This is a genomic window from Janthinobacterium psychrotolerans, assembly GCF_001677885.1.
Lineage (GTDB): Bacteria > Pseudomonadota > Gammaproteobacteria > Burkholderiales > Burkholderiaceae_D > Janthinobacterium > Janthinobacterium psychrotolerans.
Genome location: NZ_LOCQ01000040.1, coordinates 27,385 through 42,283 on the forward strand (window position 1 = coordinate 27,385; position 14,899 = coordinate 42,283).

At 59.0% G+C, this 14,899-nt stretch carries 15 protein-coding genes; 8 read left to right on the forward strand and 7 right to left on the reverse strand.

Features of this window, described 5'->3' with window-relative positions:
• Positions 1-14 precede the first annotated feature (14 nt).
• From ASR47_RS03325 to ASR47_RS03350, 6 genes are all read right to left on the reverse strand, one after another.
• Positions 15-1,415, reverse strand: a complete 1,401-nt coding sequence (locus ASR47_RS03325) for a YncE family protein (RefSeq protein WP_065306344.1) — start codon at positions 1,413-1,415, stop codon at positions 15-17.
• Entirely contained in the window at positions 1,402-1,842 is a 441-nt protein-coding gene (locus tag ASR47_RS03330; RefSeq protein ID WP_082488630.1) for a DUF305 domain-containing protein, read from the reverse strand. The genes ASR47_RS03325 and ASR47_RS03330 overlap by 14 nt, the downstream gene beginning before the upstream one ends.
• Positions 1,839-2,645 carry an anti-sigma factor family protein gene (locus ASR47_RS03335; protein WP_065306345.1) on the reverse strand — a complete coding sequence of 269 codons (807 nt, stop codon included), beginning with the start codon at positions 2,643-2,645 and terminating at the stop codon, positions 1,839-1,841. The genes ASR47_RS03330 and ASR47_RS03335 overlap by 4 nt, the downstream gene beginning before the upstream one ends.
• Positions 2,642-3,160 (reverse strand): RNA polymerase sigma factor, encoded by a 519-nt coding sequence (locus ASR47_RS03340; RefSeq protein ID WP_065306346.1) that lies wholly within the window; start codon positions 3,158-3,160, stop codon positions 2,642-2,644. The genes ASR47_RS03335 and ASR47_RS03340 overlap by 4 nt, the downstream gene beginning before the upstream one ends.
• An 11-nt stretch (positions 3,161-3,171) precedes the next feature.
• Positions 3,172-3,603, reverse strand: coding sequence for a nuclear transport factor 2 family protein (locus tag ASR47_RS03345; protein ID WP_056139895.1), 432 nt, complete (start codon positions 3,601-3,603; stop codon positions 3,172-3,174).
• 88 nt (positions 3,604-3,691) lie between these two features.
• On the reverse strand, positions 3,692-4,576 hold the full coding sequence (locus ASR47_RS03350; protein ID WP_065306347.1) for a LysR family transcriptional regulator: 885 nt from the start codon (positions 4,574-4,576) through the stop codon (positions 3,692-3,694).
• Between the two features lie 100 nt (positions 4,577-4,676).
• Here ASR47_RS03350 and ASR47_RS03355 point away from each other — a divergent pair, with 100 nt between their 5' ends.
• The 5 genes from ASR47_RS03355 to ASR47_RS03380 all read left to right on the forward strand — a co-directional run bounded on the left by ASR47_RS03355 (position 4,677) and on the right by ASR47_RS03380 (position 10,900).
• On the forward strand, positions 4,677-5,687 hold the full coding sequence (locus tag ASR47_RS03355) for a YeiH family protein (protein WP_065306348.1): 1,011 nt from the start codon (positions 4,677-4,679) through the stop codon (positions 5,685-5,687).
• Between the two features lie 47 nt (positions 5,688-5,734).
• Positions 5,735-6,508, forward strand: a complete 774-nt coding sequence (locus ASR47_RS03360; protein WP_065306349.1) for a substrate-binding domain-containing protein — start codon at positions 5,735-5,737, stop codon at positions 6,506-6,508.
• A 450-nt stretch (positions 6,509-6,958) separates the two neighbouring features.
• Entirely contained in the window at positions 6,959-7,288 is a 330-nt protein-coding gene (locus ASR47_RS27350) for a hypothetical protein (RefSeq protein ID WP_065306351.1), read from the forward strand.
• A 34-nt stretch (positions 7,289-7,322) separates the two neighbouring features.
• A complete protein-coding gene (locus ASR47_RS03375) occupies positions 7,323-7,901 on the forward strand; it encodes a recombinase family protein (protein ID WP_065306380.1) in 579 nt (192 codons plus the stop codon).
• A 32-nt stretch (positions 7,902-7,933) separates the two neighbouring features.
• The gene (locus tag ASR47_RS03380) at positions 7,934-10,900 is read left to right on the forward strand and encodes a Tn3 family transposase (RefSeq protein WP_065306352.1); all 2,967 of its coding nucleotides are present in this window, start codon (positions 7,934-7,936) and stop codon (positions 10,898-10,900) included.
• Positions 10,901-10,945: 45 nt separating this feature from the next.
• On the opposite strand, the gene ASR47_RS28325 is transcribed toward ASR47_RS03380, so the two are convergent.
• Positions 10,946-11,203 (reverse strand): ParB N-terminal domain-containing protein, encoded by a 258-nt coding sequence (locus tag ASR47_RS28325; RefSeq protein WP_425402718.1) that lies wholly within the window; start codon positions 11,201-11,203, stop codon positions 10,946-10,948.
• 580 nt (positions 11,204-11,783) lie between these two features.
• Here ASR47_RS28325 and ASR47_RS03385 point away from each other — a divergent pair.
• The 3 genes from ASR47_RS03385 to ASR47_RS03390 all read left to right on the forward strand — a co-directional run bounded on the left by ASR47_RS03385 (position 11,784) and on the right by ASR47_RS03390 (position 14,893).
• Entirely contained in the window at positions 11,784-13,127 is a 1,344-nt protein-coding gene (locus ASR47_RS03385; protein WP_082988710.1) for an RES family NAD+ phosphorylase, read from the forward strand.
• 108 nt (positions 13,128-13,235) lie between these two features.
• Positions 13,236-13,937, forward strand: coding sequence for a lasso peptide biosynthesis protein (locus tag ASR47_RS26385; RefSeq protein ID WP_082988711.1), 702 nt, complete (start codon positions 13,236-13,238; stop codon positions 13,935-13,937).
• A 689-nt stretch (positions 13,938-14,626) separates the two neighbouring features.
• Positions 14,627-14,893 (forward strand): hypothetical protein, encoded by a 267-nt coding sequence (locus ASR47_RS03390; protein ID WP_065306354.1) that lies wholly within the window; start codon positions 14,627-14,629, stop codon positions 14,891-14,893.
• Positions 14,894-14,899: the final 6 nt, after the last annotated feature.

Consider the following 14,899-nt stretch of genomic DNA (forward strand, 5'->3'; position numbering starts at 1 on the left):
CGGCACGCCAGACGTCACTCGCTGCTCGCCAGCGCTGCCTGCTCCGCTCCGGCTGGCGTGTCGCCCTCCATCACCAGGATCCGGCTGGCGCCAGCAGGCTGCTGCGCCAGGCCCGGCCGCACGTCGCGCATGGGCCCAATGGCAGTACCGTTCGCCATGCCTTTGCCGTCAGTCTTGAAGCGACCCACCGGCGCGCGCTGACCACCGGCGTAGACGTTGTAAACAGTCTCCGGTTTCAGTTTGTACAAGAACACTTCCAGTGCATCGGTCACGCCCAGGCTGCGCACGACCACGAATCCTTTGCCGTCGCCGCGGGACTTGAGAGCGATATTGCTCGACTCGCCGTTCACACGCGGCACCAGGTTGCTGGTACCAGCACCGGTGGGCACGGCATGGGACACGTAGACAAGCGCTTGCGGCGCCTGGCCGGCCGCCACATGCGCGACGACCTTGTTGCTTGCGGTGTCGATCACGTCGACACCATCGCCGTTTTCGAGACCAACGTACACTTTGCTGCCGTCGTCCGACGCCCATGCGCCATGCGGCAAGGCCCCGGTCGGTATCGTCGCCATGAGTTGTGGCTGATCACCGGTGGAATAGACCTTGACGACATTTTCTCCGCCCACTGTCACGTAGGCTCTTGCGCCGCCAGCGTTCTTCCCGAACGCCAGGTGGTTGGTAATAAAACCGGTGTCGATGACGCCTTTGACTGTCAGCGTCGCCACGTCGATGCGGGTGACCTTGCCAACGTCCTTGTGCGTCATCCAGACTTCCTTGAAATCAGGCGTGAACTGCAAGAACGGCGAGAACGGGCTAGTGACAGAAATATGCTTGATCACTTTGGATGTTTTCATGTCGATGACATCGACGACAGGATTAAAGCTCGATACCACGAACGCCAGTTTGCCATCGGGATGGAACATCACCATGCCCGGACCACCTGTTGTCTGGATCCGGCGTTTTTCCTTGAAGGTGACAGGATCGATGACCGAGACGTAATCTTCGCCGCGTACCACGACCCAGACTTCGCGACCGTCCGCGGTGAAAAATCCTTCGTGAGGCGACCGCCCGATATAGGTAACGCCCTTGACCTTATTGGTGGCCGTGTCGATGAAGGTCACCGAATTGGAGCCATTCGATATCGCAATCAAGGTTTTATGGTCCGGCGAAAAACCCAGTCCATGAACATTCACTTGCCCCTTGTACAAAGGAGACAGGATGTCGGGCCGCTGATTACCCAACCGGATTTGTCCCAGCAACTGATTGGTGGATGGATCGATCACCGAAACGGTGTTGCTGTTCTGGTCAGCTGTATAGACGCGGTCCTGTGTGCCTGGCGCAGCCTGCGCAGTACCCATGGCAGCGACCGCAAGCGTCATGGCGAAGGTGAGCTTATTCAATTCAGTGAGTTGCATGAGAGTCTTTCCTGGTGTCTGCGTTGGTGGAATCGGCTCTTGCGCCGTGGGCTGCCTGGTAGCGTTGCAACCAGGCGCGCATTACATTGATTTCGTTCTGTTGTTCGACGATGATGCCTTGTGCCAGGTTGCGCAGTTCGCGGTCGTTACTGTGCACCAGGATGGCCTTGGCCATATCGATCGCGCCTTGATGGTGAGGAATCATCATGCTCATGAAGTCATGCGCGGGATCCCCGGTTGTGGGCGCGCGTCGCATGCCGTCATCCATGATCGCCATGGCATCATCCGCGAGAGACGCATAGGGCCTGTCGCTACTGGCGATAAACGAGGCAGGCGGCGCAGTCGCGCCATGGTGGCCAGCATGCTGCGCCGAGACTGTGGCGGTGCAGCACCAGAGCATGGCGCCCAAAAAAAGTGAAAATTTCAAACCGGTCCCTCCAGTTGTTCATAGACGGCGCTGGCAACCCGTGCCAGTTCGCCCTTGTCGACGGCTGCGGACAGCGCATAGCCGAACTTCCCGTCGATCCAGTAAAACACGTTGACGTCGCCCTCTTTGGCGAACCGAAAGCCGGTGTTCTTGTTGCGCGCCTGCTCCGTCGACACGTACAGCGTCAGGCGCTGGCCAGCGCCGTCGTGGTACATGAATTGCGCTACCGGCCCGCTGGCCCCGGGCAGCAGGCGCCCGCCGATCAGTTCATAGCCCAGCTTGCCCAAATGCGGCGGACGGATCTTGCTGCCCATGCGCTTCGACAGCCAGGTCACCAACTGGTCTTCCTGGTCGGCGCGAATTTCCACTGGCCGGCGCACATCCGGGCTGTACACGGCATGGGCTATTGCGGCCTGGTGTGCCAGGCCGGACCACGCTGCCTGCTGATACGCGGGCGCTTGCTGCTCCATACGCGCCAGGGACTGGCCAGTTGCCGCGCCGCGCAAGCCCCAGCCGGCGCCACCGCTCACCAACGCGATTGCCAGGCCCGCCGCCAGCGCCTGCCATTGCCAGTGCCGGTTGCGATGCGGCGTGGTGGCCGCTGCCATGGGCGCCGGGACCGGTTCGCCCAGCACCGGATCGAACAGGCGATGCATGGCGTCGTTCTGGGCCGCGTAGGCGCGCACGCGCGCAGCTTCCTCGGGGCGCTCTGCCAGGTAGGCGGCGACCTCGGCAGCGCGTGCTGCCGGCAGCACGCCGTCGACGTACGCGTGCAGATCGGCTTCAGTCACGGGCAGGTTCATTTCACGACTTTCAACGAGTTCACGCGGGCGCCGCCGTCCATCAGGCTGCGCAGCTTTTCGCGGGCGCGCGCGAGCCGCGACATGACGGTCCCGACCGGGATGCCGAGCGTCGACGCCACTTCTTCATAACGCATGTCTTCCAGCCCGACCATCAGCAGGATCGCGCGCTGTTCTTCGCTCAGCAGGCGCAGCGCGGCATCCATCTCGCGCACCTGGATGCTGACCGTGCTGCGATCCGCCAGGGCCGGCATCGGCGTATCATCGTCGAGCGGCTCGGTGACCAGTGCGCCGCGCCGTATCTGATCGATACGCATATTGTGCATGATCGCAAACAGCCAGGCGCGCGCGTCCGTGCCGGGTTGCAGCGCGGCGCGCTGGGCCCAGCCGCGTTCGAGCGTGTCCTGCACCAGGTCATCGGCCGCGGCGCGCTCGCCCACGAGCGCGCGCGCGTAGCGCCGCAGCCGCGGGACACACGCCAGCAACTCCGCGCCGGGAAGAAGGGGCAGGACGCTCATGGAACCAGTGATTACATCGCGCTGGCGGCCAGCTTCGGATCGATCTGCCAGGTTTCATTGACCAGTTTGCCGTCGCGGTAGGTCAACACGTAGCGCACCTTGATGGAGGCCTTGCCGTCGAATTGCACTGCCGCCGTGACGGTCGCACCCTTCGGATTGACCGACTCGGACGCGCCCATAACGGTGACGCGCAGCGGGCCCATCGCGCCGAACTTGCTCCATACGGCGCCGATGGCGGCTGCACCGTCGTAGCTGCCGTCAAGCGGTCCACCAACCCAGGTCAGCCGCGCATTGTCGGCGTAATCATGCACGATGGCGGCGTGTTCACCGGCGCCAATGGCGGCGAAGTGGGCTTGCGCCATATCCAGCGCAGGCCCGGCAACAGCCGTGGTGGCGATGCCGATGGTGCTGGCCAACAGGAACATCAGGTGGGTGGTTTTCATGGGTGCGGTCCAGTACAGGTCAGGTTGAAAAACGGGCTTGCTACAGGTGCAAACGTCATTGCCCTGTTTTTATTCCATGTATTTGTATTTATTTTTTTGTGTTCATCAATTCTTCAAATGCCAGCGCCGCACGGCTGCGATGGCGTTCAGGATGACGCAGCATCGAGAACCCACGCGCCGGCAGGACCAGCGCCGCGCGCGCCAGCAGGCCCGCCTGAACATGCGATGCCACGACCAGTTCGGAAATCGCGGTGGCAAAGGGACCGGCCATCACCGCGCTGCGCACCGCCTCGTTGGACGGCAGGCTGAGAGCAACCTGCATTGCGGCGACCGGCACGCCCATGTCCGACAGCGCTTTCTCAAACGCCGAACGCGTGCCGGAACCGGTTTCGCGCAAAATCCATTGCGCCTGCACCAGGTCGGCAGCCGCCAGCGGCACCCCGGCGGACCATGGATGATCGGGTGCTACCACGACAACGAGCTGATCCTCCCCCACAGCTTCGATGGCCAGGGAGGGTTCGTCGATGTCGCCTTCGATGAAACCGAGGTCAGCGCCACCCAGCAGGATGGCCTGCGCCACGCTGTCGGTATTGCCCACTTCCAAAGTCAGGTCGATGGCGGGGTACGTTTGACGAAATTGAACGAGCAGGCGAGGCAGCCAGTAGCTGGCGATAGTCTGACTGGCATGAATGGCCAGCGTGCCGCGCCTCATCTCACCTAGTTCCGAAAGCATGTTTTCGGCGGCGCGCACGCTGGCCAGCGTGCGCTGAGCCCCCGCCAAAAAGATCCGCCCGGCTTCGGAGAGTTCGATGCGCCGCCCGATGCGATGGAACAGTGCCGTGCCGTAGTGCTCTTCCAGGGCCTTGATCGAGGAGCTGACGGCCGACGGGGACAAAAATAGGGCGGCAGCCGCTTGGGTAAGGTGCTGCCGTTGTGCGACTTCAACAAAAATGCGTAGCTGGTCCAATGTCATCGTTCGATCCAATCTAATGATTTGTAATTAATTATACGATGGACCGAACGAAATCACCGTTCGATAATGCATGCTCTGAACATCTGAACGAGAGTCGACCATGACATCCCAGTATCAAAAATGCGCTCCATTTGTCCCCGGCCTGTTGCTGTGCGGCGCTGTCACGCTGGCCGCGTATGGAATGGAAGCTGCAGAAGCCCACCTGTTCGGACGCGCGTGGCTCGAAAGCCTGGTCCTGGCGATTTTGCTCGGAACTGGACTGCGCACCGTGCACCGTCTCGATCAGCGGTTCGAGCCAGGCATCCACATGGGCGCCAAGCTGCTGCTTGAGATTGCCGTGGTGCTGCTGGGCGCGTCCGTCAGCGCCGGCGCGCTGCTCGAAAACGGCATGGGACTGGTCGGCGGCATTGCCGGGGTAGTCGTACTGGCGATTCTGTTCAGTTATTTCCTGGGCCGCAGCGCCGGTCTGCCGAAAAAGATGGCGATCCTGATTGCTTGCGGCAATTCAATTTGCGGCAACTCGGCGATTGCGGCGGTGGCCCCGGTGATCGACGCAGATGGCAAGGACGTGGCCGCCTCCATCGCCTTTACGGCGGTGCTGGGTGTGGTGGTGGTGCTCGGGTTGCCGTTGCTGGTGGGGCTGTTGTCATTCACGCCGGTTCAATACGGCGTGTTTGCCGGGCTGACCGTGTATGCCGTGCCACAGGTACTGGCGGCAACGAGTTCGGTGTCCGCAGTCAGCGTACACATTGGCACCCTGGTCAAGCTGGTGCGCGTGTTGATGCTGGGCCCGGTCGTGCTGGTGTTGTCTCTGATGGGAAGCGGACGGGGAGGCGCCCGCCTGAACGTCGCGCACCTGGTGCCGTGGTTTATCGTCGGCTTCCTTGCATTGCTGGGCTTGCGCTCGCTGGGCTGGATTCCGCAGGCAGCGCTGGCGCCAGCGCACGATGCCGCCAATTTTTTCACCATTATGTCGATGGCCGCGCTCGGCCTCGGCGTCGATGCCCGCGCTGTCCTGCGTGCCGGCGGCAAGGTCGCCGGGGTTGTCATTTTTTCGCTGCTCGGCCTTGGTGTCATCAGTTTCACCCTGATCAAATTTCTGGGTGTTTAAGGGCGTAGCAGTACGCCATCCATTTTCCACAAACGAAAGATAACGCCATGACATCACATCACTATTTGACCGCGGCGCGCTGCAGCCTTGTTGCTGCAGTTGCGCTCACCGCTGGTATCGCGTGTGCCCAGCAGCCGTTGCTGGTGTACGGCCCGGGTGGACCGGCTCCTGCGATGAAAGAAGCAGCGGCGGCATTCGAGCATGCGAACGGCATCAAAGTCACCGTCACGGCCGGCCCCACGCCAAGCTGGATCGACCATGCAAAACAGGATGCGGACATCATTTACAGCGGTTCGGAAACGATGATGACGGACTTTACGGTAGCGATGGGCGGCAAGATACAGGAGGCAAGCATTACCCCGCTATATATGCGTCCCCTGGCGATCCTGGTGCGTCCCGGCAATCCCAAGCACCTCCGCGGCGTGGCCGACCTGATGCAGCCTGGCGTGCGTCTGCTTGTGGTCAACGGCGCCGGCCAGAACGGCGTCTGGGAAGACATGGCTGGCCGCAAAGGCAGCATGGAGTCGGTGCGCAAGGTACGCGCGAATATTGCCAGTTACGCACCCAACAGCGCGAGCGCGCGCGATACCTGGACCGCCCGCACCGACATCGACGCGTGGCTTATCTGGAATATCTGGCAGGTGTCGAACCCGCGCCTGGCCGACGTCGTGCCAATCGAACCTGATTATGCGATTTACCGCGATACCGGCGTGGCGTTGACTGAGCATGGCGCCGCCAACCCGCAAGCGAAGCAGTTCATCGCATTCCTGCAATCGACGCAAGGCAGCGCGATCTTTGCCAAGTGGGGCTGGCAGAAATAATGAGCGCCGGATTGTCGGCCTGCGGCGGGTTTCAGTACGTTCAGGTACCGCGTGCAGCGCGTCGCACTGCGGCGGTAACGATTCCTGGACAAAATGGGCAAAAACGCACCATCGCGCGGGGCGGTCGTGACCCAAGCGCTTGCCCTGGCAGCGCCCGGTGCACTTGGAATTCTTTCTGGAGCTGCAGCCGCAGGGACTGCCACCGCATGGCGGGTCGTCTTCCAGGGGAGCGACGCCAACCCCATGAAACGGAATCTGACGCTCAACAATACTTGCAATGCGCAGGATGACCTGGGCGCCGACAACGTGAGGATCGAGGTCGTTGCGTTTGGCCACGGCATCGCGATGCTGATGGCCCACAGCGCTGTCGCCGAACGGCTAGCTTGTCGAGATGCTTGGCCAAGGTCGCCGGCGATAGCGCGCCCCTGATTAGCGCGCCATGGCGCCAATATGGTCGATCAGAACATTTTGCAGGACCAGGCTTTTTTGGGAAAGACAGCATTTGAATGCCGGGGCAAAACCACCCTGATTAGCAAAGATGAAGACGACATCGCCACGCCCTGCCTGCGCTTTGGCCAAGACCGGCGTCTCTCGACGACCGGCGGGCACCAACTGGCCCACAGGTTCGCTACTACGGGCTTGCCGGACAGCGACAGTCCGCTTTTGGCCGAAAGCTGCCTGTCGGAAAACAGATGTTTTCCGACGGCTCGACAGGCGATATCTCGAGCTTACACCCCAAGGCATGAAAAGTGTACGGAATACTATGTCGTCATGGTGTAGCATACGACAATCATATTTCATGGGTTTTCCGTACATGCTTGTCGGGTACATGCGGGTTTCGTCCGAGTCTGACCGCCAAAACACCAACCTGCAGCGCGACGCGCTGCAGGCGGCGGGCGTCGATGTCCGGCATCTTTATGAAGACCGTGCGTCCGGTTCCAAGGATGATCGGCCAGGCTTGGCTCAGGCGCTTGAATTCTTGCGGCCTGGTGATGTGCTTGTCGTCTGGAAGCTAGATCGGCTCGGCCGCTCATTGCCGCACCTACTTTCCATCGTAAACACGCTCAAAGACAAGCAGGTCGCCTTTCGGTCACTCACCGAAGGAATGGACACGACGACAGCTTCCGGCGAACTGCTGTTCCATGTTTTCGGCGCGCTGGCCCAGTTCGAGCGGGCGTTGACCAAGGAACGCGTGACCGCCGGACTTGCCGCAGCGCGTCGGCGCGGTCGTGTCGGCGGCCGCCCACCGTCAATTACCGGCGAAAAATTGGAGTCCATTCTTGCCGCACTGCGCGACGGCATGTCCAAGGCGGCTGTCTGCCGAACCTTTGGGGTCAAGCGAACCACGCTGATTGAAACCATTTCGCGAATTGGCGGAGCGGGGCCAACATGAGGTGCCTATGCGTCGGCAGGATGACGTAACGTATGGCGCGTCGTTCGGTACTTTCCTCAACGGAACGGGAGAGCCTATTGGCCCTCCCGGAGGCCGAAGACGATCTCATTCAGCATTACAGCTTCACCGAGTCCGATTTGTCCATGATCCGGCAGCGCCGCGGCGACGCCAACCGAATCGGCTTCGCCGTCCAATTGTGCCTGCTGCGCTACCCTGGCTACGCGCTGGCTGGCGACATGCTGGTGCCGGATATGGTGATTCAATGGGTCGCCCGCCAGGTACGAAGCGATGCCGCCACTTGGCAGGAATACGGGGTGCGCGAAAAAACGCGGAATGAGCATTTGCATGAGTTGCGCGCCTATCTCGGATTGTCACCGTTCGGGTTGACGGATTTTCGGAAGCTGGCTCACAGTTTGGCTGACCTTGCCATGCAGACTGACAAAGGCATCGTGCTCGCAAGCCATGCCTTGCAAACGCTGAGGCAGAAACGGATTATCTTGCCGGCTCTATCGGTCATTGAGCGTGCTTGCGCGGAAGCTGTGACGCGGGCCAACAGGCGCATCTATCGGACGTTGATCGAGCCGCTGGAACGACATCACCGAAGCGGGCTGGATAACCTGCTCAATGTTGCGCCGGACATAAAAATCACTTGGCTCGTATGGTTGCGTCAGTCACCACGCAAACCGAATTCCCGCTACGTGCGGGAGCATATCGAGCGCCTCAAGATCTTCCAGTCGCTCGCCCTGCCGGAGGGACTGGGCCGGCATATTCACCAAAACCGTCTGCTGAAGATTGCGCGTGAAGGCGCGCAGATGCAACCGAGTGACCTTGCCAGATTTGAGGACGAGCGGCGCTATGCCACACTGGCAGCACTGGCCATCGAAGGCATGGCCACCGTGACGGACGAGTTGGTCGACCTGCACGACCGCATCATGGTCAAGATGTTCAGCGCCGCCAAGAACAAGCACCAGGAGCAGTTCCAAAAGCAAGGCAAGGCGATCAACGACAAGGTACGTCTGTATTCGAAAATTGGCCGTGCGCTGGTCAAAGCCAAAGAATCCGGCGACGACCCATATGCCGCGATCGAGTCCGTGCTGCCGTGGATTGAATTTGAACAAAGCGTCACCGAGGCCACCCAGCTCGCCCGGCCCGCCACCTTTGACCATCTAAAATTGATTGAAGAGCAGTACAGCACATTGCGTCGCTATACGCCCGAATTTCTCGACGTGCTCAAGCTCAAGGCGGCGCCCGCAGCACAAGCGGTGCTCGACGCCATTGATGTCGTGCGTAAGATGAACACGACCGGAGCGCGCAAGGTACCGGAAGATGCGACCATCACATTCGTCAAAGCCCGCTGGAAACCGCTAGTTATCACCAGCGATGGCATCGACCGACGCTTCTATGAGATATGCGCACTGTCCGAACTGAAGAACGCCCTGCGCTCCGGCGATATTTGGGTGCAGGGCTCGCGCCAGTTCCGGGATTTCGAGGAGTATTTGCTGTCACCGGAAAAATTCAGCGAACTCAGACAGGCCCGTACGCTGCCCATTGCAATCAACCCTGACCTCGACCAGTACTTGCTCGAACGCGTGATGCTGCTGAACCAGCAACTGGCCACGGTCAACCGGCTTGCGCTGGCCAATGAACTGCCGGACGCCATTATTACCGACACTGGCCTCAAAATCAGCCCGCAGGACGCGGTGGTGCCCGAGTCGGCCCAGGCACTGATCGACCTCACCAGCGCGATGCTGCCACGCATCAAGATTACGGAACTGCTGATGGACGTCGACGACTGGACCGGATTCACCCGCCACTTCGTCCATCTGAAAAACGGCGAGCAGGCCAAGGACAGGACACTGCTGCTGTCGGCGATTCTTGCCGACGCCATCAACCTCGGCCTGACCAAGATGGCGGAATCGAGCCCCGGCGTGACCTATTCCAAGCTGTCGTGGTTACAGGCCTGGCACATCCGTGACGAAACCTATTCGGCCGGCTTGGCCGACCTCGTCAACGCTCAATCCTCTCACGCGTTTGCCGCTAACTGGGGCGACGGCACCACGTCATCATCGGATGGCCAGCGCTTCCGCGCGGCCGGCCGGGCCGAAAGTACCGGACACATCAACCCGAAGTACGGCGCCGAACCGGGAAAGATGATCTACACGCATATCGCCGACAACTACGCTCCGTTCAGCACCAAGATGGTCAACGTCGGCGTCAGGGATTCGACCTATGTGCTCGACGGATTGCTGTATCACGAATCAGACCTGCGCATCGAGGAGCACTACACGGACACCGCCGGCTTCACGGACCACGTGTTCGCGCTGATGCATACGCTGGGCTTTCGCTTCGCGCCACGCATTCGCGACCTCGGCGACACGAAGCTGTACATTCCGGGCGCCATTGCGGACTATCCAGGGTTGAAGTCCATGATCGGCGGTACCCTGAACATCAAGCACTTGCGCGCGCACTGGGACGAAATCCTGCGCCTGGCGGCGTCAATCAAGCATGGCACCGTCACCGCATCGCTCATGCTGCGCAAGCTCGGCAGTTATCCGCGCCAGAACGGTCTGGCGATCGCGCTGCGTGAACTGGGCCGCATCGAGCGCACGCTGTTCATTCTGGACTGGCTCCAAAGCGTCGAGCTACGCCGGCGCGTCCACGCCGGATTGAACAAAGGGGAGGCGCGCAACGCGCTGGCCAGGGCAGTCTTCATCCACCGGCTGGGCGAAATTCGGGACCGGAGCTTTGAACAGCAGCGGTATCGTGCCAGCGGCCTGAATCTGGTGACGGCCGCCATTGTGCTATGGAACACCGTGTACCTGGAGCGGGCCACGCAGGCCTTGCGCGAGTCAGGCAAGCTGGCCAAGGACGACATGCTGCAATACCTTTCGCCCTTGGGCTGGGAACACATCAATCTGACCGGAGATTACGTCTGGCGTCAGAGTCGGAAGAGCGACGATGGACAATTTCGGCCGTTGGGGTTCCGCAATAACGAGTGAAGTGGCTTAGCGCCCGATTTTTTCCGAATCCTGTGTTCTCCCCCTCTATGGTCCACGCCGAGGCAGCTGCCCGCCATGTCGGCACCTACCGCCTGCCGCTACCACCGCTCCTCTGCCGCTGATCGAACAAACGGTTTCACTCAGTTTTTTGCTTAAACAGGGTATCGACGGCTGGCCGCCGTCCAGGCCGGCTAGCGCCTGCAGCGGTGCCGCGTCGGTCATCGGACATTTGACTAGCATGGACTCTACGCAGTGAGTCACCAGCCAGATGGTGCGGGCGGCCCCGTCAGTGAACGAGAGCACCGGGCGGCGGTTTCATCGACGCGCCCCAGCACATTCTCCAACGGCCAGCGCTGCGGCTCGCAATTGACGGTGGCCAGCGGCACCGGTTCGGTGCGGCCCTGCGCGAAATGCAGGTGTAGCCAATGGGACTTGTGGTCCTGCAGCTAAGTCGCGGGGCTTTGGTGCGCCACCATCAGTTGGCTGCTGCCAGATCGCGCCAAAACTGCAGGCCCCTTGGAAAGATCCACATGGCAGGGGTGACCGCCGACTTAGCTAGCATCTCAGGATGGGGCTGCATGTAGCATTGTCGGCTATTGGAGTGGTGCCTGCGGCGCGCACCGTCATATGACCTCGATAGGATCAATCGGCGGCCTACGTACGGCACAGCCAACGCTTGTCGCGCGGCTCGACTTGCAACCGCTACAGCGGCGCTTGCATCATCGCCTGAGGAGTGTCGGTCTGAGGTACAAGGCACGGTTTTGGTCCCCGGAAGCATCACCCCGCCGCGCATGGGAAACGGTGTCAGCTCACGTAGCTTTTTTATTGCAAAATGCGTATCATCACCGCTCCATCCGCCCAGTGATACCCACCGATCTTGATCATGGAACCGATGAAACATATTTGTATCGCGTGTATTACCGAACCCTTCCTTCGCTTAGAAATTGAATCGAAAGCATCCGACGATTATTCCTGCGACTACTGTGAGGGTGGTTACCCCGCTGCGCCAATTTCAACGGTGGCCGCGCGCTGCAGTGAGGTACTACATGCCTTTTACGACGACTCCAGCCAGACTATGGCTGTGATTGTCTATGATCGAATGCCTAACGGCCAGGATTTTCCCGATACGATCGAAAATATGGCAGGAGTGACCTGGGATGTGGCTGCCGACATCGTGGAGGTGTTGGAAGAGGAATGGCCTGATGAGCCATGGTTCGTACGACGTCGCGCCGTTGACTCCCAATTGCCGTGGGAGTGGTCGCAAATGGAAATTAGCCTTCGCAGCGAAGCCAGATTCTTCAATCCAAAAGTATCCGGGTTCATGGAGCGGATATTCGGAGGGATTGCATCGGACGTCACCGCCAATGGATTGTCGGTGTTGGTCGACGTAGGACCCGCTTCTGAGTACCGTGCATTCTATCGGGCCCGCGTATTCCAGTCCGACCAGGATATCAAAAAAGCCCTTTGCCATCCGGAAAAATGGCTTGGAGCGCCGCCGATGGGTATGGGCAACGCAGGCCGAATGAATACGGCCGGGCAACCCGCCTTTTACGGCGCATCCCAACAGGCTACCGCACTTGCCGAGGTACGTCCTCCCGTCGGCAGTCAAGTTGTTGTAGCGCGCTTCGATATTGTGCGGCCGTTGAAGCTGTTGAACCTTGCTTCGTTGGCACTAGTGCATATCCCGCACAACGCTAGCTTATTCGATCCCGCGACCATGGCATCATTTCAGCGACGTGACTTTCTTGAGACGCTTTCGCGAAAAATGACGGTCCCAGTGATGCCAGAGGAACAGGATCGCAATTACCTTATCACGCAGGTGATCGCGGATTATCTGGCAATGCATACTGAAGTTGATATCGACGGTATTCTCTACCCGTCCGTGCAAGTGTCGAACGGACCGCACGGCGCCGAGAATATGAATGTCGTTCTATTCTACAAAGCTGCGATGGCAGTCGATGCCGACCTTGAAAACGTTACCGCCAGTGCGGAATTATGGACGGCCCACGATGAAGGCGGTGACGAGTACGATGAGTATGATCCGAAAATATATCGGCAACAACCGAGCGAGCGGCGTTGCTATTTGGCGAGCACGCACCAGCCGGAACCGGCCCTACAGCTCGATCCGACGAGCATTGTCATTCACAAGGTAGCTTCAGTAACGATCAATACCAATCCTACGCCGGTACGATTGGTCAGCCAAGATCAACATGGTAACGATAGATAATCACGATGCATAGGTGACACCCACCGCAGCACCCACTGCCTGTGCGAAGAAAGAGAGCATCCAAAAGGCCAGGCAGGGTACCGACCCATCTTAAAACAGCGAGACATTATGAACCACGCCAGCAATAAAGAGATACCTGAAGAGCGAAAGCAAGGAGATATTTTTGCGAAGAAACATCGCGCTCATGACCATGGTGAAGATATGTGGTTGGGACGTATGGCATGTGCTAAACACTACTCAAGTAGACTGCAGACAGCGGTTGCTCAGAAAGAGATTAACGGGGCAGCAGCAGAGGCATATAGAGCCTTATTGCTATATGTTTGGGATACAAATTACTTCGGTGCATGCCACTCGACTTCTGCAGTCCTATTCATATTATTATCAGAAATGGGACTAAAGCCACACTTATGCATTGGCGAGGTCAGGTTCAATGGTCCATGCTTCGACCATTCTTGGGTTGAACTCGACGGTGAGATTTTCGATGTCGCCATTAGTCTCCCGCTTCCAACTGGCAGATCTGCTGGCGGCCCGGTGTTTGCGTCGGTTGATCTGCATAGTGGCAAAGTGTCAAATGTAAGATTCGGTATCTCAGATGGCGTAGGACTTGACAGCGATGCTCTGGTTTCGTTGGATAATACATTAAATGCATACGCTGAAGTGCAACGATCGCTGCCGAGCGATCGCCCGGATATTTGGGTTCTCACCTTGGATATCGCGCAGAAACTCGGTTTGCGTTGCACAGTTCAAGACCTTATCGCTAAATATGGAACCGTACGTCGAGAATACCGCCGTGGTAGCACTTCCATATAAATGTAACCACATTTTAGCTCAATGCACGAGTCGCAAGGTTTCTGACGGCTGACGATCTGACTAACGTCAAACTTGATCAAGGAAGGAGGTCCTTGACGCCTCGGTATCAAACAGGATGAAACAGTAAGCGGCGGCAAGCCGTCGAAATTGTAGAGGTGGGGTAAACGCGCCTTAGGCGCCCGTAGCGGCCGGATGCCGACGGAGGAAATATTTGCAATGATCAATAAATCATCAATTCTTCTCATCTTGGGAACTGGCGTTTCGCTCTTTACATCACCTGTTTTCGCTTGGCAAAACGTGGTGATTAAGGGGGTGCTTTGCACTCCCTACTCTTACAAGAATAAGACCTATTCTGGCTGTCCAGGTGATATGCCACCACCTCGGGATGATCCCTTCTTGTTGGCCAAGGCTGCTGGAGATGTCCGAACAAAGGAGCAGTTCGACAACGATTGTTCGCGCGGTATTGCCCTATCCGCTTGTATCTCCCCTCCTACCCCACATGGTTGTCCAGAGGGCAGAAAATGGTCACTTGAAGGTACTGGAATAGCTCACTGCGTTGATACCGGTCCTCACTACTGCCCCCCCGAAGCACCAACTCGGTCCATAACCAGCGATGGCATTCCACATTGTGACTGAGTTGTGCTTGTAAAAGCCCGTAACCTGGACGGTATCCGGGGTTAGGAATTTCGATGGCATTTTTTTCATTTAGGGCCGAATGCCCAACAGATGTAACGGAGTTTATGTCGGCATGCGCTGCGGCAGGTGTCACGACTTCGCTGACGGCTCAACCTGATGGTGAATTCCCTGATGTGGAAGTCGAGCTTGAAGCGTCAGTAGACTTGAATACGTTGCGTGACGTGATTCGCGCGATCATCGATGGCCATGTCATGCTCCAGACGCTCAAGGAGTGCCGCCTTAAAGACAACACGCTTGAGCGTGACTATGAACTTGAGTAAGCCGAT